Source organism: Methanococcoides sp. NM1 (assembly GCF_900774285.1).
Lineage (GTDB): Archaea > Halobacteriota > Methanosarcinia > Methanosarcinales > Methanosarcinaceae > Methanococcoides > Methanococcoides vulcani.
Genome location: NZ_CAAGTW010000009.1, coordinates 24,151 through 43,529 on the forward strand (window position 1 = coordinate 24,151; position 19,379 = coordinate 43,529).

The 19,379-nt window shown below is 42.3% G+C and carries 18 protein-coding genes; 8 read left to right on the forward strand and 10 right to left on the reverse strand.

Features of this window, described 5'->3' with window-relative positions:
• Position 1 precedes the first annotated feature (1 nt).
• From E7X56_RS12360 to E7X56_RS09605, 3 genes are read left to right on the forward strand one after another with little or no spacing between them, the layout of a single operon-like run.
• Positions 2-190 carry a hypothetical protein gene (locus E7X56_RS12360; RefSeq protein WP_371413368.1) on the forward strand — a complete coding sequence of 63 codons (189 nt, stop codon included), beginning with the start codon at positions 2-4 and terminating at the stop codon, positions 188-190.
• 24 nt (positions 191-214) lie between these two features.
• Positions 215-1,171, forward strand: a complete 957-nt coding sequence (locus E7X56_RS09600; protein ID WP_371413369.1) for an RNA ligase — start codon at positions 215-217, stop codon at positions 1,169-1,171.
• 57 nt (positions 1,172-1,228) lie between these two features.
• On the forward strand, positions 1,229-2,266 hold the full coding sequence (locus tag E7X56_RS09605; protein ID WP_135606547.1) for an EF-Tu/IF-2/RF-3 family GTPase: 1,038 nt from the start codon (positions 1,229-1,231) through the stop codon (positions 2,264-2,266).
• 25 nt (positions 2,267-2,291) lie between these two features.
• Here E7X56_RS09605 and E7X56_RS09610 read toward each other — a convergent pair whose 3' ends face one another.
• Both E7X56_RS09610 and E7X56_RS09615 read right to left on the reverse strand, forming a co-directional pair.
• The gene (locus E7X56_RS09610; protein WP_135606548.1) at positions 2,292-2,804 is read right to left on the reverse strand and encodes a hypothetical protein; all 513 of its coding nucleotides are present in this window, start codon (positions 2,802-2,804) and stop codon (positions 2,292-2,294) included.
• On the reverse strand, positions 2,797-3,540 hold the full coding sequence (locus tag E7X56_RS09615) for an ATPase domain-containing protein (RefSeq protein ID WP_135606549.1): 744 nt from the start codon (positions 3,538-3,540) through the stop codon (positions 2,797-2,799). Before E7X56_RS09615 ends, E7X56_RS09610 begins: the two co-directional genes overlap by 8 nt.
• 250 nt (positions 3,541-3,790) lie before the next feature.
• On the opposite strand from E7X56_RS09615, the gene hisG reads away from it, so the two are divergent.
• Together hisG and E7X56_RS09625 are read left to right on the forward strand one after the other, a co-directional pair.
• Entirely contained in the window at positions 3,791-4,663 is an 873-nt protein-coding gene (hisG, locus tag E7X56_RS09620; protein ID WP_135606550.1) for an ATP phosphoribosyltransferase, read from the forward strand.
• A 68-nt stretch (positions 4,664-4,731) separates the two neighbouring features.
• Positions 4,732-5,745: a stage II sporulation protein M gene (locus E7X56_RS09625; RefSeq protein WP_167879509.1), complete on the forward strand. Its 1,014-nt coding sequence runs from the start codon at positions 4,732-4,734 to the stop codon at positions 5,743-5,745.
• 33 nt (positions 5,746-5,778) lie between these two features.
• On the opposite strand, the gene E7X56_RS09630 is transcribed toward E7X56_RS09625, so the two are convergent.
• The gene (locus tag E7X56_RS09630) at positions 5,779-6,807 is read right to left on the reverse strand and encodes a methionine synthase (protein ID WP_135606552.1); all 1,029 of its coding nucleotides are present in this window, start codon (positions 6,805-6,807) and stop codon (positions 5,779-5,781) included.
• Between the two features lie 186 nt (positions 6,808-6,993).
• Between E7X56_RS09630 and E7X56_RS09635 the strand changes: the two genes are divergently transcribed.
• Positions 6,994-8,019 carry a GTP-binding protein gene (locus E7X56_RS09635; protein ID WP_244603490.1) on the forward strand — a complete coding sequence of 342 codons (1,026 nt, stop codon included), beginning with the start codon at positions 6,994-6,996 and terminating at the stop codon, positions 8,017-8,019.
• Between the two features lie 130 nt (positions 8,020-8,149).
• On the opposite strand, the gene E7X56_RS09640 is transcribed toward E7X56_RS09635, so the two are convergent.
• From E7X56_RS09640 to E7X56_RS09665, 6 genes are all read right to left on the reverse strand, one after another.
• Positions 8,150-8,557, reverse strand: a complete 408-nt coding sequence (locus E7X56_RS09640) for an inorganic diphosphatase (RefSeq protein ID WP_135606554.1) — start codon at positions 8,555-8,557, stop codon at positions 8,150-8,152.
• Positions 8,558-8,709: 152 nt separating this feature from the next.
• On the reverse strand, positions 8,710-8,991 hold the full coding sequence (locus E7X56_RS09645) for a DUF1294 domain-containing protein (RefSeq protein ID WP_135606555.1): 282 nt from the start codon (positions 8,989-8,991) through the stop codon (positions 8,710-8,712).
• A 45-nt stretch (positions 8,992-9,036) separates the two neighbouring features.
• Positions 9,037-10,740 carry an arginine--tRNA ligase gene (gene argS / locus E7X56_RS09650; protein ID WP_135606556.1) on the reverse strand — a complete coding sequence of 568 codons (1,704 nt, stop codon included), beginning with the start codon at positions 10,738-10,740 and terminating at the stop codon, positions 9,037-9,039.
• A gap of 22 nt (positions 10,741-10,762) precedes the next feature.
• Entirely contained in the window at positions 10,763-12,007 is a 1,245-nt protein-coding gene (prf1, locus tag E7X56_RS09655; RefSeq protein ID WP_135606557.1) for a peptide chain release factor aRF-1, read from the reverse strand.
• A 162-nt stretch (positions 12,008-12,169) separates the two neighbouring features.
• Positions 12,170-13,126, reverse strand: coding sequence for a 4-demethylwyosine synthase TYW1 (twy1, locus tag E7X56_RS09660; RefSeq protein ID WP_135606632.1), 957 nt, complete (start codon positions 13,124-13,126; stop codon positions 12,170-12,172).
• 146 nt (positions 13,127-13,272) lie between these two features.
• A complete protein-coding gene (locus E7X56_RS09665) occupies positions 13,273-14,934 on the reverse strand; it encodes a DNA-directed DNA polymerase II small subunit (RefSeq protein WP_135606633.1) in 1,662 nt (553 codons plus the stop codon).
• Between the two features lie 246 nt (positions 14,935-15,180).
• On the opposite strand from E7X56_RS09665, the gene E7X56_RS09670 reads away from it, so the two are divergent.
• Complete coding sequence (locus E7X56_RS09670; protein ID WP_135606558.1) at positions 15,181-15,735, forward strand: signal peptidase I; 555 nt, start codon at positions 15,181-15,183, stop codon at positions 15,733-15,735.
• Between the two features lie 80 nt (positions 15,736-15,815).
• Here E7X56_RS09670 and E7X56_RS09675 read toward each other — a convergent pair whose 3' ends face one another.
• Positions 15,816-17,051, reverse strand: a complete 1,236-nt coding sequence (locus tag E7X56_RS09675) for an ORC1-type DNA replication protein (protein WP_135606559.1) — start codon at positions 17,049-17,051, stop codon at positions 15,816-15,818.
• Positions 17,052-17,941: 890 nt separating this feature from the next.
• On the opposite strand from E7X56_RS09675, the gene mfnA reads away from it, so the two are divergent.
• Positions 17,942-19,078: a tyrosine decarboxylase MfnA gene (mfnA, locus tag E7X56_RS09680; protein ID WP_135606560.1), complete on the forward strand. Its 1,137-nt coding sequence runs from the start codon at positions 17,942-17,944 to the stop codon at positions 19,076-19,078.
• The last annotated feature ends 301 nt before the right edge of the window (positions 19,079-19,379 follow it).

Sequence of the window (19,379 nt, forward strand, 5' to 3'; positions counted from 1 at the left end):
TATGCAACGGGATGCTGGTAAAGATATTGAACTGGACATAGAGGGTGTGGCAGAATATCTTGGCATACCCATTTCCAGACTTCAGAGACTGCTGGATAAGCGTGAGCTTTTGCAGAACTGGGGAGAATACCAGCATCTTTTTCGTTTTGAAACCACTTTTTCACAGATCGAAAGTGGAACTGTTGTCTAGCAGAAGGATGGCTGTTTTGAGCTGATCAAGGGTTTTCCAAAGATAAAGCGAGCCATGCTGCTTGAACCTGCCATCAATTCCCAATTTTCCGATATTGATACCGTCTGTGTGGAAGAGAAGATGAATGGCTTTAATGTACGAGCCATAGCTCTGGACGGAAAGATAACCGCTATCACACGCGGCGGATATGTCTGCCCCTATTCCACCGAAAAAGCAAGGTACCTGCTGAATATTGATTTTTTTAATGACCATCCGGACCTAGTCCTTCACGGGGAAATGGTCGGACCCGATAACCCTTATGTGCCCAAGAAAATATACGATATCGATTCCCTTGACTTCTATGTCTTCGATATCAGGCATAAGGACAGTGGTGAACCTCTGCCTGTATATGAAAGAAGGAAGATGGCAGAAGAATATGGTTTTACACAGGTCAGGCTTTTCGGGGAATTTACAAAAAAAGAGGCTCCTGCGAAGATACGTGCCATTATCAAAGAACTCGGGAAAATTGAACATGAAGGTGTTGTGATCAAAGACCCCGATATGAATATCCCGCCCATAAAATACACCTGTTCACAGAGCAATTGTGCGGATCTGCGACATGCTTTTAGGTTCTATAATGATGTTGGACGTGACTATCTTTTTTCAAGGGTGGTGCGGGAAGGTTTCCAAGCCTTTGAATGGGGAGAAAGCGAAGAAGATTTCAAAAAGCGCTGCCTTCAGCTTGGGGAGAGCATACTTAGTCCAATGGCAGACTCCATTACTGAGATAGGAAAAGGTGAAAGAGTATCTGAAGAAGTACAGATACGGGTTAGAAGTCTTGATACTCTTTCAAAGTTCAAGGAATACCTCCGGCGGCAGGGAATAGATACAATGTTCGATGAACCGGAAAAGATCGGCGATGAATTCCTTGTGAAGATAAAAAAGCTGAACAAGAGTACTAATGATAAGACCTTGTCCATGTTCAAAGGAGAACTCTGGTGATCTCAAAAAAGCATATATGACAAAAGGTATTTCTGTACACTAAAAGTGTGATCACATATGACAAAAATAACTATTATCGGAAGCGAAAAAAGCGGCAAAACCACCCTTGCTTCAAAACTTGGGAAAAAAGGAAATACAGCGGACATTACGATGTACGATTTTTCCAAGAACGACAGGGTCCTGACGACCATAGATGCGGTAGGGTATCCAACTTCTATCAAACCCATGGTTACCGCCTTCAATCTTTCAGACATTGTCCTCTTGTGCGTACCTCCTGAAGGCCTTGATGCACATACAGGCGAATGTATCATCGCACTTGACCTCCTGGGATACAAGCACGGCATCATCGTCCTTACAAAGGCAGATACAAGCTACCCTTATGCTTTAGATGAGCTCAAGGAGAAACTCAAGAAGGTAACAGCGGGTACTGCTCTTGAGAACTGGGAATATATCTCCGTATCCACAATTTCATTTGAAGGAATGGAAGAATTGAAGGAAATGATATTCGAGACAGGAGATATAGTTGCAAAGGAGCAAGAGGAACTGAACGATCTGCCAACACGCGTTGTTATCGACCAGTCCTTCAATGTAACAGGTATCGGTTGTGTGGTACTTGGAATTGTGATGCAGGGCACCCTGAACGCAAAGGACAAACTTGTAGCGTTCCCAACAGACAAAACCATCGAAGTACGCTCGATACAGCTGCATGATGTGGATGCCAAGAGCGCACCTGCAGGTGCCCGGGTGGGACTTGCACTCAAGAACGTCCAGTCAAAGGACATTGAGAGAGGTTTCATACTCTCGGAAAAGGAAGATGTGACCGAAGACCTTACACTCAAATGTCAGTTTTCACCATTCTCAAAAGGCTTTGCAATCGGAGATGTTCCACATATCTTCGTCGGACTTCAATCATCCCCGATGAGAGTTGAAAAGATAGTTAAAGATAGCGAAGAAGTTGATAGAACAACAACTGACGCCGAATGTATTGTAACACTATTAGGATCGAAGTTACTGGCTTACAATGAATCAGACAGGTTTACCATCTGTAATCTGGATGATAAACAGAGATTCGCGGGATATGGTTACAAGGCTTAAAGCCCAATATCCCACATTTTATATTTTATTTCTTTGGCATTAATGGTTTGAAACCATCAAGATTTGCAGGGCGTTCAACAGCTTTGGCCAGGGAAGTACACGAAGGATTTTCAAGAAACTTCGGACGGCCCACAGGAGCAAATATAGCATCATTTCCTGCATAATCTTTGTATCCCTCGGGAGCCTCTTCCTTCGGCTTCTTGAAAGCCAGTTCCTCCGATAAAGAGTACTCTCCTTCCTTTTTCATTGCAGATGTTACAGAACCGATATTAAGTCCTTTTTCCCTCGCAATGCCACCTTCGCCTTTGCCCTGAATGTACTTGTCGGAAACAATATCTCCAAGGCCCAGACTGTTGGCGAGGCTTTCCAGCTTCACAAAATTCTCTTTAACCCAGCCGATCTCCGAGTGCTTATGGTAACCCACCTCAAAGCCAAGCTCAAAGGCTTTCTTTTCAACTTCTGCCCTTTTCAGTTCAGCAAGGGTAGGCTTATCCTTATTTTTATTGGACAGGTCCATTTCCACACTGCCATTATTCAAGGTAGGAAGATACTTTCAGTCCTTTCTCAGTGAACTCAAGCTGCATCATATTACAATCATGCTTTGTTCCACGCATCTTTATGATCTGCAATGCACGGGTCATCTTCTTGCCATAGAGGAAGTTGTGAAGGAACATTACTCCATGTGATGCAAACTGTTCTGTTGAATATGCAGTCGGATCTGTCATCTCAGAAAGTAGTATAGTAGTGCACCCAATGCGCTTCAGATTCCTGATGAACCTTCCCATCTCCTTTTCTTCTGAAACACGGTCCTTTGCCGTAAAACGGATAGCAGATACAGAGTCTATAACAAGCCTTTTTACATTGTATTCCTGAACATAAGCAGCGATCTCTTTGAACACCATTGCAGGGGAAGGAGCTTCACCTTCTACAGATGAGTGGCTTACATCATAATCTGAAGTTATAACTTCATGGAGGTCATCCATGTATCCGTATTCCATTCTGGGACCAAGATCTGCAAAAAGCAACTTCTTCATCTTTATTAAGGTCGCCACGTTCAACGAGTAATTGGACATATCATTGATGATGTTCTGGGGGCTTTCAAGCAGGCTAACATAGAGACCGACATCCCCAAAAGTAGCACCCTGTGCAAGGAATTGCATGCCAAAAGTGGTTTTTCCGCTTCCAGGGGGACCACTTAAAAGATAAACACGTTCCGGAACCAGTCCACCTTGAACAAGTTCATCGAAACCTTCAATTCCAGATTGTATCCTCATATTAAACCTCTCTTTAATAACAAACCATGAATCTCTTAGATATATTTGTATGGAGATATATTTTAAGTCATCGATGAAAGTTATATTTATCATTTACAGATTATAAAAAGTGGAACAGTTAAAGTTAAGTGAAATCCTGATAAACATAAGTAAGAACTAAGAATACAATAACTGTTTATTCAGACAAATATCATTTTACTCTAAATTATAACTCTGAATAACCATAGTCCAAATCGAACAAGTGACAAAAATGATCAATATAGCAATCCCAAAAGGCAGTTTAGAAGAGCAGACATTACTATTGTTCAAGCAGGCAGACCTTGAGATAAAAAAGACATCCAGGGAGTACAGCCCAAAGATCAATGATCCAAGGATAGAAAAAATAAAGATCCTGCGCCCACAGGAGATCCCAAAATATATCGAGGAAGGCTATTTTGATCTCGGTATCTCCGGACGTGACTGGGTAGTGGAATCAAGTTCAGATGTGGTAGAAGTTGCCGATATGCCCTACAGCAAGCAGGGTGCCGGTATTGTAAAGATCGTTATTGCTGTTCCACAGGACAGCGATATCCAGAGTGCCAAGGATATCAAGCCCGGAAGCAGGGTTACAACCGAGTATCCGAATATTACAAAGAAGTTCTTCGATGACCTTGGTATTCCGGTCGATCTGCACTTTTCATACGGTGCAACCGAAGCAAAGGTCCCTGACCTTATGGATGTCGTGGTCGACCTCACAGAAACAGGATCCACTCTCCGTAAGAACGGACTGAAGATCGTGGATGTTATGCTGGAATCTTCTTCAAAGCTTATAGCTAACAAGGAAAGCTGGGACGATCCTGCCAAGAGGAAAGAGATAGAAGAGATCAAGACCTTGCTTCTGGCGGTTATCGAAGCACGTGGAAAAGTACTCATCGACATGAACGTACCTGCTGACAAGCTGGACTCTGTGATCAAGGCACTTCCATCACTCAAAAGGCCAACTGTCTCCCAGCTTTACAATTCTGATTACTATGCCGTAGAATCTGTTGTGAACAAGAATGAAGTGAATATCCTGATCCCAAAACTCAAGGACCTCGGTGCTGAAGACATCCTTGAGCTTGATATTTCAAAGATAGTTCACTAAAACGAACAATAATGAGAAAGGAAGAAAGCAGCCAATTCAAAATAAAACGGAAAGATGTAATATGGTCAGTGAAACTGTTCACGCTATTTACGATACTGGCCTTTGTATTCAGCATATCTGTTTACGTAGTTGCTTTCTTCTTTTCACAGCCTGAATCGGTAAGTGCTGTCCTGATCTCAACAGCACAGGCTGCTACTTCAGAAGTTGATGTCGTCAACGAGGCAATTATTTCAACCTCAGAAGCTGCTACTTCAAAAGTGGACTTCGGTGCCAGATATATCGGTCCGCTATATTCTGTTTTTTTCTTCAACATAATAGCAATATTTGTCACATCTATCGGTGCCGGAGCCATAACATACAGTCACAGAATAGTATTCAAAGAATTACTATTGCGCTCTCAGCACCCGTTCTATTCTAAGATCTCCTGTAATATGGAAAAATTATCTTCACCCTTTTTTTCATTTGTACAGAAGGTCGCCCTGCACATCTATCCTGATATAAAGAAATATGATGTGGATGAGAAAAATGATAGCTCAAATTCTATCTGGAAACATTGCGGTTATACAGGCGAGGACTACAGGGCAATAGCATCAGTACTCCCACTCATATTTCCTGTGATGACATTGTTCCTAAATGGCCTTATAGCAGGAACTATCCTTGCATTTTTCGTGTTCAATGGTATACTGTGGGGGATTCAAACAGCAGGATTTGCTGGTATTGTTCTAGGAGCAGACTTCGCTTTCATATATTACCTTGCTTCAATACTCCCTCATGGTATCATTGAACTGCCGGCAATTTTCATAGCAACATCCATTGCATACAGGTTTGCAAGAGTGCACTCAGAAGAGATCATAAAAGGGCATTTATTCGAAGCTGAAAAAGAAGAGGATCTAAAAGAAGACATTAGAATAATCGAGAATATCACAAGAGCATATCTGAGATCCAGATACCTGTATAAAATATTTTCAATTGCGATCTTTATGCTCCTTGTTGCTGCATATATAGAAATACGATTGACACCGACAATAGCAGGATATGTGATCGACCTGATGGATATGTTGATCAGCAGGATCCTGATATGATCTATATGTTGTGTTTTCAGTACCTGAATTATCTTATTTGGAGAACTTTTCGATACCTTCGGATACATTCCTGAGCAATTGTCCTGCGATCTCCTGTGTTGGCCAGGAACCAAGACCACAATCAGGACCAACATACTTAATGCGATCCCCGAATATGGAATCTGCTTTTTCAAGGCGCTTTGAGATGACATCCGGAGTTTCCATTTCCGTTACGATCTCCGACAGATACTGAGTGTCCTTCCAGACATTGGTGTTGTACTTTTCGTTGAGTACAGACGCAAGGTTGAAAATATCGGTCCTCGCAACACCCACACGCAGGAACGAATCAGTATCTTCCAAAACTTTCCTGTCGATAAGATCAAGATAGGAAGGGTTTGCTGCAGACTCCACACCTATGACATTAATGGTCGGTGTATCACAGGCTATCCTATAATGAAGCGGGGAGTGCAGATGGATCTCCACATCCACATCCTGCTTGCCGGCATAGGAAGTGGCAGTGCTCAGTGCTTCCACCAGTTCGGCATCCTCGAACATGATCTGTGGATTGATACCAATACTTGGCTCATCGATGGACACCGTCCTAATGTTGAAGTTCTTTGCAGACTTGATCGAATTGCTTATGAAACGGTCGATACTTATTGCAAGCAGATTCAGGATGTCTGTGTACTGGGTTCCCCCGAAGTCCTTAAGATAAAGTTCAAGCGGACCGGTCACACAGATACGGACATCCGGTTTTTCACCGGTCTCATCCCTGTATTCTGCAGCAGCTTCTTCTATAACATCAAGCTCAAGAATACGTGCGCTGTCCTCTTTGACCTTGAAAGGCTCTTCCACACATTCCGGATCATTGATAATTGACAGGAACTGCTGGTTCATGTCCTGGAACTGGGGATATGTTGCTACCTGCACACCAGCATCAAGTTTCTGACTAAAGGCCGAACGTATGACAGAAAAAAGCTTCTCATCACTATCCCTTTTCGAAAATGCACTCTCCATCCACTCCTTTGTTACGCCTTCAGGTAGCGGATAACTGCCAATGTCATCAAAGATCAGGTCACTCATAACTATCGTATGTGCGAGTATCATTTATAATGTTAGCGAATTATTTTCTTTGGGAGTATGGAAAAAAGAACTAAATGCCGAACCTGCAAGTTTTATATGTAAAGACTCCCAAGTTGAAAAGAAGCTTAATAGACAGTAATTTTCTTAAATAATATCATTCTACCACTGGTGAGATAATTGAAAATAATGATCATAGGCGGCTTTCTCGGAAGTGGCAAGACCACCACATTGTTAAGGCTCGGTAAGCATTTGAGCGAAACAGGCCACAAGATCGCGATAATCGTGAACGAGATAGGTGAGATCGGACTTGACGGTGACACACTTTCAAGCACCGGGATCGTCACTGAAGAACTTACAAGCGGCTGTATCTGCTGTACTCTCAAGATCAGCATGGAATACACCCTTGCCAAACTTTCAGATGACTTCCACCCTGACGTTATTATTATCGAGCCTACAGGCATCGCCTTCCCAAGGCAGATCAAGGAAGATATCAGTCTTATGAAGATAGATGACTTAAGCTTTGCACCGATCGTTAACATTGTGGATGGAACAAGGTTCAACACTGAGATAAAGCAGACACCAAAGTTCATCCTTACACAGATCGAAGATGCTGAGATCCTCTGTATCAACAAGGTCGATATCGCAGAGGAAGAAAAGGTTGCAGAGGTCAGGAATTTCCTGGAGGAGATCAACCCCGAAGCAGAAGTTATCGAATTCTCTGCAAAGGAAGCCGATGAGAAGTTCCAGAGGCTCATAGACCTGCTGGCAGGCAAGAGCAGGGAAAGGGAATCAAGAGAAGCCATCAATTCTATTGAAGCCTCTGAGGTCAGTTCCTATTCCGGAGAACTTACCATCAAGGACTGCGAACTGGAAGAGCAAAAGGCAGAAAAGTATGCAACAGATGTCTTAACTTCCATCAGCGGGCAGGTCAAAAAGCTCAATCCGGATTTCGTAGGTCACATAAAAATGGCTCTGGAATACCCCGGAACCCTCATGAAAGCCAGTATCACATCTTCCGAAAGCATACCTCATATCGAGTTCTTTGAAACAAAAGGAAAGGATTGCAGCGTGAAGTTCCTTTCAGCAGTTACAAATGTGGAAAAAGAAGAGCTTGTGAAGATCGTTGAGGGCACGATAAAAGAGCATCTGGAGCAGGAAGGAATACCTTTCAGTAACAAGGTCAAGAATATACAGACCATCAACATCCTTTAAGCTCAACTACCTTTGAGCATAAGATAATTAAATTGAAGCATAGACACTATTAAAGAAGATTCTTTGGAAAAAGTTGACCTTTTCCTTACCTCTTTTTTGCAGAACACTATTTGTTCAAAATGGCCAGTTCTCACTTTTCCTCGAACAGTTCAATGCCTTCAAACCTGCATTCCGCAATTCTTCTTTCAAAGAGCAGATAGCGGAAACGTTTGAACAGTGCATACATCCTGAAATATAAGCCGAACAATTTTTCAGAATACCTGTCTCCAAGATAGAATACTTTCTTATCGTCCTGAACAGAATCATCCACAAATCTGACCACACCACCGGCATTGGTCAGTTTTACCAGGGTGCCCTGAGGAAGCCGGGGTCCGAGTACGATAGCATCCTCTTCCATCCCATCATCGCCTAAGGTATCTTCAATGAAACCATAGTTGAATATTGTAGGTATCGGGGAAAAAAGGACTCTTTTGTACTCATCATCCACTTTCTGATACTTGAAAAAGCTGAATTTGGGAGTTTCGATCCGTATCTTCATTATTGAGTAATCAACTCCTTTTTTATAAAACGCTTTGTAGACTAGTTTTTCAGATAGGTATCTGAAATCAATGATGCAGCTACATAATAGCCACACGATGATCATATGATGGTGATACTATCATCGCATGATAATTGCATTATTCAATGGTCTCAAAAAATTGCCGGTAAAGCATATTCCAGAAAAAGATAGCCTTCCACAATAAATATCAGGGGCATCCCGATCCTGAATTTCGGATGTCTGGTCTTATGCCTGAACTTCTGCATCCCCATTATGGAACCTATGCTTCCACCCAGCAATGCCCAGGTGAAAAGGGTCTTTTCCGGTATCCTGTACTGGTTCTTAATAGCTTTCCTTTTGTCAGAGTACATCAGCCAGAAAGCATAAGCATTTACTAAAAAAAGATACAGGAGAAAGTACATGTATAATTTCATATTCCATTCTCCCTGGTCTGTGTTGATATGTTTTTCATGCCTGACTTACATCGATTCCGGTGCACCCATTCCAAGGGTGTCCAGAGTGTTAGCAAGCACTATCCTTGCACAGTCCACAAGAGCCAGACGGCTTGCACGGACATCCTCTTCCTCAGCATTGAGGACGGACACGAAGCGATAGAACTGGTTGAATGCATCTGCAAGTTCCCTTCCGTAGATAGCAAGCATATGAGGTTTTAGTTCCTTTGCACACTGGTCCAGAACATTGTCGAACATTCCCATCTTCTTGATAAGAGCTATCTCAGTATCTTCCACAAGAAGTGAAGGGGCAATAATTGCCTCACTGTCCCACAGGCCTTCATCCTTTGCCTTTCGCAGGATACTGCAGGAACGTGCATGTGAGTACTGTATGAAAGGACCGCCCTGCTTCTCGAAATCCAGAGCTTCCTTCCAGTCGAAGACCGTGGATTTCTCAGGGGAGACCTTCACGATATCGTACCTGACAGCACCGATACCGACCATGTCAGCAACCTGTTTCTTGAAATCGTCAGGCATCTCAGGGCGGCGCTTGTCCACTTCTTCCAGTGCCCGGACCTTGACTTGGTCGAACAGTTCGTCGGCACTTATGAACTTGCCGCGCCTTGTGCTCATTGAACCTTCAGGCAATGAAACGAACTCAAAGATAACGAACTCAGGTTCTTTTTTGCCTATGGCATTCAACGTGGCCTTGAGCTGACCGGAGATAAGTTTATGGTCTGCTCCAAAGATATCGATGATCCTGTCAGCACGCTCTCCCTTCCATTCATGGTATGCAAGGTCACGTGTTGTATAAAGTGAAGTACCATCAGAACGCTGTATAACGAGCGTCTTTTCAAATCCGTAATCCAGAAGATCTACAACAAGCGCACCATTGTCGATCTCAGTACGTCCTGTAGCCTTGATCTCATCCACTATCCTTGAAACATCACCGGACCTGATGAAACTTGATTCCTTCGGGAACTCGTCGTGGGAGACGTTCATCTTTCCGAGGGTTTCCTTGATACCTGCAACTGCAAGACCTACAGCCTTATCGAAACGCTCGATCGTCTCCTCATCACCGCTCTCAACAAGCTGCATGAGCCTGTCTATCTCGGCAACCTTTTCGGGGTGTGCCTCAAGCTCTGCGTTCGCCTTTATGTAAACATTTGCAATAGCATGGTCGGGCTTGGAACTTTCATCGAACTCGAAGTGCTCAAGAGCCCAGGAAACTATGGCTATCTGTCGACCCATGTCATTTACATAGTAGTGCAGTTCGACATCATATCCTGCACGTTTGAGGATACGTCCAAGGGTATCTCCGATAATGGAATTTCTTATGTGTCCGACATGAAGAGGACCATTAGGATTAGCAGAAGTGTGTTCAAGCAGTATCCTGCCCTCACAGAAATTGCCTCCGAAAGACTCCTTTTTCTCCCTGATCCCGAACACGATAGCATCAATAAAATCGCGACTGGCACTGATATTCAGATACGGACCCAATGCCTCTACCTTCCCGATATAGGAACCCTCTGGTATTACTACCTCAGAAGCGATCCTGTCAGCAACGTCCTTTGGGCTCTGTTTTGCAACAGAGGCCAGCCTGAATGCGACCCTTGATGAAAGGTCTGCATGCTGGGACGGACCAAGCTCCGGATCGTTCACTTCAAAACCTGCCGAACGGACAGCATCGTTCAGTACGGATGTAACCTGCTGTATAAAATTTAGGAACAAAATGATCACCTGTTAATTAGCCTCAGATGCCTGTGTTGAAACGCAAGATAGCAACGATACCACCAAAAGCGTTCAGAAGCTGTGCACCCTCTTCAAAATCAGTGGAAATGAATTCTACCGTGGTACTCATCTGGTCACACATTTCGGATAGTTCATCCACAACATCGACCTTCTCCACTACCTCAAGATAGGAACCACATTTCGGGCAGTTACCAAGACTTGTCTTCGAATCACCAGGCTTGAAATCCCTGGTGGTCTTTTTCTCATAATCGCAAGACGTACACCTGACGGTCTCCCTCTCAGCTCTTAGGTCTTCTGATACGAGCATTATATCGACAGCACCTATCAGGAGGTTCTCACGTACGTTGTCCTCACCATAGGTCGCTTTGCCTGAATCCGATACCAGTTCCTTGAAGAACTGCTGCATCAGTTTCTTCTCTACCATGAGATCAAGGTCCTCAAGCCTTTCACTTGCCGCGTTCACAAGTTCTGAAAGACCGGACTCATCCGTATATGCTACATCGAAAAGCCCAAGTATCTTCTTCTCTATTTCATGGTGGAAGAAATGACCGGACTCGAACTCCTCTTTTGTTGGTGAAGGACCACCAACAAGCACGCCTTCAAAGTCCTTCTGGTCAACTGTGAGGAAGACCTCACTTGCTGCATCACCGATACGCTTGTAGAAATCGTGTATGGCAATAAGTCGAAGCTGCTGGAACCTGTGGGCACTCTGTCCTCCTTTCCTTTGTTTACCAGGAACGGTTGAGGTCAGGTTACGATATGGTTCTATGTGCTTGCCCACCAGGAGCCCTACTGAGGCCTCACGCCTGTCAAGGACGAGCAGACCATAGGTCTTTGCTTCCCTTAACATCTCCTCCAGTGGATCAAGGTAGAATGAAGAATCACAGTGATACCTGTATGTAATAATAGGCTGTGGAGGCTCAATGATAGTTGTCTCCATATTTGTCTTGTTGGCTCCGATATCAACAGCGCCTGTGAAATAGACGATACCGTTCTCAGGGACTGTCAAATACCTGAGTCTGGACATAATGGATTCTATGGCGCCCTGCACATTTGTCTTGGTCAGCTTGGATTTGATGTTGGAAGCCTGACCGTGCTCGGTCTTGAGCTGTGCAACCACATCTGAAAGCTGTTTGTCAGGGGGAATATACAAAGAGATCAGTTCAGTACCACGACCTCGCTTATTCCTTAACGATTCCAGTTTCTTTTTAAATTCATATTTTTGATGTGAAGATTGGTCAGCCATTGTGGGAATACTCCATAATAAGGATCAATTGTGATTATAGATGCGTTGAGCATCTTGATGATCATGTTCTGCATACAGAACATGGATGCTATTAGCTAAATGGATGTACCCTATGTAAACAAGGATATAAATATAGATTGTGACTGGCCAGAAGCCAGAAACTCAGCTTTGATCAAGATAGCTAACTTTACCGTCCTTTGAAATCAATGCGATGCGGCTTACTTCCACTTCATCTGCAATGGTATATCCAAGATGGTCAGCAAGTTCTTTTGCAAAGCTGACAACTTCCTCATGTGAAGGCATCGCTTCACGAGGAAGGCGACCTCTGGAAAAACCAAGGTGCATATATGCCTTGACCTCAACGTAATCCGGATCTGCTATCTCAATAAGACGTGCATAACCTGCCGGATCGATCATGTTCATACCCTTTACAAGGGTTATGCGTATTGCTTTGCGGTTATTCTTCTTTCCAAGTATTTCCAGGGACCTGTTTATATTGTCCCATAGTTCAGCGGATTTCGGATTGCAGACCTTTTCATATGTTTCCCTGTCAGGAGCATCAAGGCTCATGTATAATTGAGAAGGTTCGATCCTTTCCATCATATCAGGAACAGTACCGTTGCTTACAACAAAAGTGGTAAAACCCTGTTTCTCGTACTCTTTCACAAGTTCAGGCAGATACGGATACAAGGTCGGCTCCCCTGAAAGTGAGATGGCAACGTGTTTGGGCTGGTTTGCTTCCTCCCAGCGCTCCCTTGGCGCAGAACCACCAAATCCGGATATTAATTTTCGCTGTGCATTGATTGATGACCCCACTATTTCCACTGGAGAATCCCAATCTTTCGGGAAAGATACCTCCGCTTCTGTAGGCCTCCAGCAAAAAAGACAGCGCTGGTTGCACCTCAAAGTAGGTGTCATCTGCAGACAACAATACGAAGTAATACCATAGAACCTGGACTTATAACAGTCACCTTCTCCTTTCATGGAACGACCAAGCCACAGGCAGGTCTTTACAGCAGAATGGGTACCTGCGAGACTATATCCCTGCTTTTTCAGCAAGGCCTCAAAGTCAGGTATTTCAGGAATTGTCATAAGTTCTTCCTTCTCTTTCAGGGACATCTGGTGCATACTTTCCTGTTGCACTATATATAGTAATCGGATTTGAAAAAGAAGTGATCATCTTTTACCATGGAAACACGAACAAGACAAACTTGCCATTAGTTTCAAAACATAAGATGCTCATTCCAGAACTATAAGGTACTATTTCAGAAGTGCAAGAGGGTTGTCCTGAGAGTTGAAAGGTCCACAATCGGAACCTGCGCAGGTGTTGGCATCAGATTTACCATCTTCTGGAACTCTGTCTGTGACTGCCATGTACCGGAATTTATCGCAAGGACATTCTTGTATCTTCCAATACCTATGGTATGCACATGACCACAATGGAGGATATCGGGTATTGGATCGATTACAAAATGGTCCTGTTTTTCCGGTGCAATGGAAACCCTGCTTCCATATATAGGGGAAAGATGCCTGCGCTTTAACATCTCTATCATAGCCTTTTCAGGCTCCTGATAGGAAACTCCCGGAATCGATGCCACCAGGTCATCGATGGAACGACCATGATACATCAGTACCTGAACACCATCAAGGTCCACCAATGCGGGATTTCCCACAAAAGTGATCCTGTCCTCAAAAAGGGAAGTTATGCGCTCCGGAAAACGGGGCTGTGGCTCTGCCTGACGGACTGCATCGTGGTTCCCAGGTGATATTATTATCTGAATATGTTCCGGTACCTGATTGAAGTATTCAGCAGCCTTTGCATACTGATCATAGATGTCAAGAATGTCCAGCTCATGTTCCTGACCCGGGAAAATTCCAATCCCATCGACCAGATCGCCTGCTATCACAAGGAACCGGATATCTTTGGAAAGCTCTTTCATTTGGTCATTGTCACACTTTCCGTTGAGAAAATCAAGGAAACTGCACCATTCTTCTTCAAGGAAAGTCGAGCTTCCGATATGAACATCAGATGTGAACACCGCTTTGCCCCAGGTACCTTCCCTCCTGTGTGAGATATTCGGAAGGTCCGGGAAGATTATCTTCTTTGCCACAATAAGGCTGCCATCATTGGTAAGTGAACCTGTGATACCGATAACCTCGTCCAGAATGATCTTGCTGGCCTCTTCGAACAGATCTTTCTCCGCCTGATGCACAAGCACCAGAAAAGAACCTGTGGGATCTTCCAACTGCAACATCTTATGGCCATTTGCAGTACTTCTTACCTCGGATACCATTCCAATAATAGAAACTTCACTGTAATCACCGCCTCCGCTCCGCTTTAAGCCACCTCCGTGCTTGCGGTTCCTGTTAAGGCTCTCAATTGGTCTGGCAGTTATCCTTCCACGGATCATATCACTAAGCTTGCTATACCTGTTCCTGAAATACTGAACAAATTCCATATATTCGCCAACACACGTTGACATGTCCGTGATATCGGACATGATGTTGATGTTGTTTCCATTAACATTGCCCTTGGAATTAGAATTTGCATGAATGCCGGTATTTAATGATCTGTCAGTTCCATATCCAGATGGAGATGAAGGTGAAGGTGAAGGTGACGCTACTACTGGATTTACAGGTGCTTCTACCGAAGTAACCTCTGAATTCTGCAAAATCTGTGAACCAGGATGTGAAGAAGCCTCTGAAGTTGTTCTGGAATCAGCTTTCTGGCTGGTCGGATATTCAGATTCAAAGGACGGAAGATCAATATGTTCGATTTCAATAACAAAGACCGACTCATCGATATGCTCAAGGATGTAACAAACCAGGTCCTTTGGTGAACTGTGAGATACTATCAGCTTTACAGCTTCAGGGCTGATCTGATACCCGGCTTCTAAAAAAACTTCCTGAACATTGATCTCTTTCATTATTGGACCTGAAATGTCATTTGTTTGCAAATTGTAAGTGATTTGACAACTGATCAACAATTTAAATTCTATTTTTTGTCTTTACAGTTTAAGCTTTAGTAACTAAGTCATGTAATTCTTGTATCAAACTCTTGTATCAAACTCTTGTATCAAACAAAAGCATTCCTATAAAATAAATAGGCTACGTACTGGATGCTTCAATACCAAATTTTTTAACTAATCAGATGCTATTGTTCAAAAGATAATATGGACCTAAAAGCCTCATTCCAGACATTCAGAACAAGTGATAAATTCTGGATATCCCTTTCAAGGGACATTCTTTCTGTAATTCTGGCCGTTCTTGCATTTGCAGTCATTTCCCAGGCGTTATTTGGGATGTGGACACCTATGGTTGCTGTTGAATCCGGAAGTATGGATCCCCATATGAAGATCGGGGATATAATTTTCATCGAAAGCATAGACAGGACACAGATAATAACCAATCAGGATGCTACTCCGGATTACATATCCTTCGAAAAAGAAGGTGACGTTATACTTTACCGCCCTTACGGACAGGAAGGTGTCACCCCGATCATACACAGGGCCATGTACTTTGTTGAAGCCGGGGAAAGTATGTGGGAAGGCGGTCCAATTGCACCACATAGTGGTTACATCACTAAAGGTGATAACGAAAGGACAAACATGTACTATGACCAGCAGGGTCAGATAAGTTATCTTCAACCTGTAAAAGAAGAATGGGTCATTGGAGTTGCAAGATACAGGATACCATATGCAGGCCATCTCAGGCTTATGCTTTCATGATTTTCCTGTCGTTAATGCCTTTTTATAAATGTAATCTCATTTTCCTTTTTTCTTCCTTTTGAACAAAAAGTGTTTATGCATCACAGATGCATCTGTGATGTGATCACCGGTTTGAATCCTGCAAGCATCCCAAGCCTGTAATCCTCAAGGAGGACACGGCGTGTGCTTTCGATAGGCACGCTCAGGACGATCTCTTTTGTTCTTCCATAGCGTCCTTTGCTTACAACCACTGCATTAAGAATACCCAGCATATCCAATTCCGAAATCAGGTCAGTGACCCTTCTTTGCGTCAGGATGTCCATGTCCACATTCACACACAGTTGCCTGTAAACGTTGTATACTTCACCTGTGGTGACATTCCTGTGTCCGTTGTTCCTCAAAAGCATGACACTATAGAGAGATAACTTTGACTGTGTAGGTAAAGTTCTGACAACTTCAACGATACGATCAATCTCGATCTTTTCCTGAGCCATTCTGACGTGCACTTCACTAACATTTGTCTCGTTCTCACGCTCGGCAAGTTCGCCGGCAACTCTCAAAAGATCAAGTGCACGCCTTGCATCACCATGTTCCTGGGCTGCAAAAGCAGAACACAGAGGAATTACCATTTCGTCAAGCACCTCTTCTTTGTATGCAATGGATGCTCTTTGCCTCAGGATATCGCTGATCTGTTCAGCATCATAAGGAGGGAAAATTATCTCTTCTTCCCCGAGGGAACTTTTTACCCTTGGATCAAGGAATTCCGTAAATTTCAGGTCGTTAGAAATACCGATCATACTTACCTTTGCATCTTTAAGGTCAGTATTGATACGAGAAAGATTATACAGAACGTCATCACCTTTCTTGACCAGTTTATCAATCTCATCAAGAATAATTATGATAACCTGCTTTTTTGAATCAATAGCTTCTTTGAACTTTGTGAATACCTGGTCAGTAGGCCAGCCGGTCATAGGGATATCTTCACCAAAATGTTTGGCAAGATTTGCCAGTAGTCTGTACTGGGTATCGATAACTTCACAGTTGAGATATAACACTGAACAATCAATATTGATATTATCACTTTTTGTTTCAAGTTCAATACCAACATAACGTGCAACAGCTGTTTTACCAGTACCCGTCTTTCCATAGATCAGGATGTTGGATGGCGTGTCTCCCCTAAGCGCTGAAACGAGAATCGTAGCAAGAGTGTTCACCTGTTCAGTTCTGTGAGGAAGGGATGCAGGAGTATATGAAGGTCTCAAAACTTCTTTGTTCTTAAAAAGAGATTCATTTTGTAATAAATCCTCAAATAATCCATCTAATGATTTGTTCTCCATTTTTAACCTTCCATATATTAGTGTAATGACAAAACAGGATAATAGATCTAAATAATAGACAAATTTCGAAATGATCAATATGATGGTAATTGATCTATTCTCCCGTATTGATTTTACTGTATTGACAAATGATGATTTTTTAGTTACATTGAATGATGTTATTGAAAGAATCTTACAAAACCATATTCTCAATAATTCATCAAAAAACAAAATATTTGATGAATTATATCTAAATGTGAATTGTTTAATTCTCCACCCGATGCAATGGAAGTGTACCTTATTAATACTTATGGCTATAACCCCTTTGTTTCCATTCCAGCTTTCTATAAATGTAGGCTAATAATAAAAGAAACAGGTTCTAATGAAGAATGTTAGTTTTGTTGTTAAAACTTTTATTGATGTAGATTTTATTTTAAAAGCTTTCATTTGGAGCTAGACCCCTCTGTTTCTCATGGAAGTTATATAAAGGAGGGTGACCCTATGGTTTCGACTGGAGTGCAGAAAAAAAATAAGAGAACATATTTTTTATTATGTTAAAAAAACAGGGTGCTCCAAATATAAGAGTAATAGGTAATAAAGGTTTCTCAAGGTAAAGATAAGAACACGAAAATTAAGCTCAATATTCCAGTCGAAATAATGGGGTGACCCTCTACTGCAAAAAAAATGTAAAAAAAGATAACAGCAAAAATATAGGATGTGTACCATCATAAAATAGGGAACTAATAATGAAGGGTATATTAAAATTTTAAAGGAATACTCTTTTTTTGAATTTATAACATCTTCACATGAACAATACTAACAAAAAGATATAATTGAAAGCACCATCACTATTATCTCATTTTGAACAAAATCGTTTTAAGCAGGTTATATGTTCTACTAAACGAGAATTCATGGAAGAAACCGGACTATCCAGAGATGAGATACTCTCTATTTTTAAAAACGCTAAATCAGCAGATACCAGTTATGATCGTGTTCTAAGTTCTATGTGTACTTATCCACATGAAATTGCAGTTTTAGCACATACCAAATTCATTGAAGCTAATATGGGAGATCCTGGTCTTTTCCCTGGAACTTATGATCTTGAAAAAAAGGTCCTCAAGATGTTCGGTTCTCTTCTACACCATAACAATGATCCTGAAGAATGCGGTTATTTAACAACTGGTGGAACCGAATCTAATATACAGGCTATCAGGTCCATGGTAAATTCCCGTCGTGATGTAAAAAAACCAAATGTTGTAATGCCGGAATCTGCCCATTTTTCTTTTGACAAGGTCGCAGACCTGTCAGGAATAGAAATAAGGAAAGCTTCACTTGACAAATTTCTGAAAGCTGACCTTGGATCAGTAAGATCATTGATCGATGAGAATACAATAGGTATTGTTGGTATAGCAGGAACAACAGAATTTGGTCAGATAGATCCTATTGAACAACTTTCAGAGATCGCTCTTGAAAAAGGTCTTTTTTTGCATGTGGATGCTGCATTTGGTGGCTTTGTCCTTCCATTTATGGGTTTGGATTATCGTTATGATTTTGAGGTCGAAGGCGTAACTTCAATGACCATTGATCCTCACAAGATGGGATTAAGCACCATTCCTTCAGGTGGATTGATGTTCCGTGAAACTGAATATCTGGATGATCTTGAGATACATACTCCATATCTGAGCATCAGTAAACAATATTCACTTACCGGTACCAGAAGTGGTGCAGCAGTAGCTTCAACATATGCCGTTATGAAACATCTTGGAAGAGAAGGTTACAGGCAGGTGATCGATCAATGCATGGAACAAACAGAAGATATCGTTGCAGGTGCTAAAGCGCTTGGGATCGAACCTGTTATTGATCCTGTCATGAATATTGTAGCGCTTCAGGTTCCGGATGCCGATAATATCAGAAAAAGATTACTTGATGAATTCGGCTGGCATGTTTCCATCACACGAAAACCCCGGGCTCTACGCCTGGTCATCATGCCTCATATTAATAGTAGTACGATCGAACTTTTCCTGAATGATCTTGAAAAACTGATCTGATGAACAGATCAACTTATTTTTGATTCAATTTTCAGTTCTATTCTATTTAATTTTAGTTTAAGTTTTAGAATTGCACGGATTGAGGGGATGGTTCGATGGCACCTAGCCTTGAAACTTGTAAAGGCGTGTGTCCATCGAATCCGTGACTAATACTACCTATGACGTGAGCATATATACTCTTAAGCCAAGCGGGGTGAAAGTATTATTAAAAAGAGCCATGTTAGCATTCATGCTAGCGCCTGTTGATCAGATTATCCTGACAACAATACTAATAATAAAATCAATATTGTCTAATTGATTC

What these genes read in the sequence shown, in the direction of transcription:
- E7X56_RS12360 (WP_371413368.1), top strand. Translation starts at nt 2, where the DNA reads ATGCAACGGGATGCTGGTAAAGATATTGAACTGGACATAGAGGGTGTG.
- E7X56_RS09605 (WP_135606547.1), top strand. Translation starts at nt 1,229, where the DNA reads ATGACAAAAATAACTATTATCGGAAGCGAAAAAAGCGGCAAAACCACC.
- E7X56_RS09615 (WP_135606549.1), bottom strand. Translation starts at nt 3,540, where the DNA reads ATGAGGATACAATCTGGAATTGAAGGTTTCGATGAACTTGTTCAAGGT.
- hisG (WP_135606550.1), top strand. Translation starts at nt 3,791, where the DNA reads ATGATCAATATAGCAATCCCAAAAGGCAGTTTAGAAGAGCAGACATTA.
- E7X56_RS09630 (WP_135606552.1), bottom strand. Translation starts at nt 6,807, where the DNA reads ATGAGTGACCTGATCTTTGATGACATTGGCAGTTATCCGCTACCTGAA.
- E7X56_RS09635 (WP_244603490.1), top strand. Translation starts at nt 6,994, where the DNA reads ATGATCATAGGCGGCTTTCTCGGAAGTGGCAAGACCACCACATTGTTA.
- E7X56_RS09640 (WP_135606554.1), bottom strand. Translation starts at nt 8,557, where the DNA reads ATGAAGATACGGATCGAAACTCCCAAATTCAGCTTTTTCAAGTATCAG.
- E7X56_RS09645 (WP_135606555.1), bottom strand. Translation starts at nt 8,991, where the DNA reads ATGAAATTATACATGTACTTTCTCCTGTATCTTTTTTTAGTAAATGCT.
- prf1 (WP_135606557.1), bottom strand. Translation starts at nt 12,007, where the DNA reads ATGGCTGACCAATCTTCACATCAAAAATATGAATTTAAAAAGAAACTG.
- twy1 (WP_135606632.1), bottom strand. Translation starts at nt 13,126, where the DNA reads ATGTCCCTGAAAGAGAAGGAAGAACTTATGACAATTCCTGAAATACCT.
- E7X56_RS09665 (WP_135606633.1), bottom strand. Translation starts at nt 14,934, where the DNA reads ATGAAAGAGATCAATGTTCAGGAAGTTTTTTTAGAAGCCGGGTATCAG.
- E7X56_RS09670 (WP_135606558.1), top strand. Translation starts at nt 15,181, where the DNA reads ATGGACCTAAAAGCCTCATTCCAGACATTCAGAACAAGTGATAAATTC.
- E7X56_RS09675 (WP_135606559.1), bottom strand. Translation starts at nt 17,051, where the DNA reads ATGGAGAACAAATCATTAGATGGATTATTTGAGGATTTATTACAAAAT.
- mfnA (WP_135606560.1), top strand. Translation starts at nt 17,942, where the DNA reads ATGGAAGAAACCGGACTATCCAGAGATGAGATACTCTCTATTTTTAAA.